This window comes from Streptomyces sp. L-9-10, from assembly GCF_004151105.1.
Lineage (GTDB): Bacteria > Actinomycetota > Actinomycetes > Streptomycetales > Streptomycetaceae > Streptomyces.
Window position 1 is genome coordinate 1 of the sequence record NZ_PHRF01000145.1, and the last position, 1,991, is coordinate 1,991.

Consider the following 1,991-nt stretch of genomic DNA (forward strand, 5'->3'; position numbering starts at 1 on the left):
TCGGCATCCAGCACGGCGAGTACAGAATCCAGCGCCTCCGCGAACACCGGGAACCGCCCGTACAACTCACGGCCCATCCCCAACCGCTGACTGCCCTGACCCGAGAACAGCACCGCCGTCTTCCCACCAACCACCGAACCCGACACCACCGACGAATCCACGTCACCGGACGCCAGAGCCCCAAGAGCCCGCACCGCATCTGCGGAATCGCCCGCCAACACCACCGCCCGGTGATCGAACACCGACCGGCCCGTCGCCAGCGAGAACCCGACATCCACCGGCCGCAGCTCCGGCCGCGCCTCGATCGACGACAGCAGCCTGGCCGCCTGGCCGCGCAGCGCCTCGGCCGTCTTGCCCGAGAGCGCCCACGGAACCACACCCGACTCGGTCTCCGGGGCTTCCGTACTGCCGAGGACCGTTCCCTCGATGACGGTGGTCGGCTGTTCCAGGATGACGTGCGCGTTCGTCCCGCTGATCCCGAACGACGACACAGCCGCGCGCCGCGCACGACCGACCTCCGGCCACCGCGTCTGCTCGGTGAGCAGCTCCACCGCGCCTTCCGACCAGTCCACATGCGAGGACGGGGCATCGACGTGCAGCGTCTGCGGCAGCACCCCATGACGCATCGCCATGATCATCTTGATCACACCCGCCACACCCGCAGCCGCCTGCGTATGACCGATGTTCGACTTCACCGAGCCCAGCAGCAGCGGACGCTCCGGGGCACGGTCCCGGCCGTATTCGGCGAGGAGTGCCTGCGCCTCGATCGGGTCGCCGAGCGTTGTCCCCGTACCGTGCGCCTCCACCACATCGACATCGTCGGCCGCGAGTCCGCCACTGGCGAGCGCCTGACGGATCACGCGCTGCTGCGACGGACCGTTGGGGGCGGTGAGTCCGTTCGACGCACCGTCCTGGTTGACGGCCGAACCCCGGACCACCGCGAGGATCTCGTGGCCGTTACGTCGTGCGTCGGACAGCCGCTCCAGGACCAGCATGCCGACACCCTCCGACCAGCCGACGCCGTCGGCCGCGTCCGAGAACGCCTTGCAGCGGCCGTCGGGAGAGAGTCCGCGCTGTCGGGAGAAGTCGACGAACACCGACGGGGTCGACATCACGGTCACGCCACCGGCGAGTGCGAGGGAGCATTCGCCGCTGCGCAGCGCCTGCATGGCCCAGTGCATCGCGACGAGCGACGACGAGCACGCCGTGTCCACCGTCACCGCCGGCCCCTCCAGACCCAGCGTGTAGGACACCCGGCCCGACGCGAGGCTCGGCGAACTGCCGCTCCCCTGGAAGCCCTCGAACTCCGGGCCTCCCAGGACGGTGCTGTAGTCGTTGTACATGACACCGGCGAATACGCCGGTCGCGCTGCCCTTCAGCGACACCGGGTCGATCCCGGCCCGCTCGATCGCCTCCCACGAGGTTTCCAGCAGCAGCCGCTGCTGCGAGTCCGTGGCGAGCGCCTCGCGGGGGCTCATCCCGAAGAACGCCGGGTCGAACTCGCCCGCAGTATGCAGGAATCCGCCCTGTCGCGTGTACGACGTGCCCTTGTGGTCGGGGTCCGGGTTGAACAGCCGGTCCACGTCCCAGCCACGATTGGTCGGGAAGGCGGAGATCACATCGCTGCCCTCGGTGACCAGCCGCCACAGATCCTCCGGCGAGGCGACCCCGCCCGGATACCGGCAGCTCATCCCCACGACCACGATCGGATCGTCGGCCACCGCGGCGGTCCGCGTGACGGCCGGCACGGCCACCGCCGCGTCGGAGCCCAGCAGTTCATCGAGCAGATGATCGACCAGCGCCTCGACGGTCGGGTAGTCGAAGACCATCGTGGCCGGGAGCCGCAGCCCGGTCACGGTGTTGAGCCGGTTACGGAGTTCGACGGAGGTCAGCGAGTCGAAGCCCAGGTCGCGGAAGGCGCGGCCCGGGTTGACCGCGTCACCGTCGGCGTGCCCCAGGACCAGAGCGACCTGTCCGCGTACGAGGTCCAG

General features: G+C 69.8%; 1 protein-coding gene. It reads right to left on the reverse strand.

Annotated features, from left to right (window positions below):
* Positions 1-1,991: beta-ketoacyl synthase N-terminal-like domain-containing protein (locus CU044_RS30360; protein WP_240045946.1), on the reverse strand; the 1,991-nt coding region annotated here is incomplete at both ends.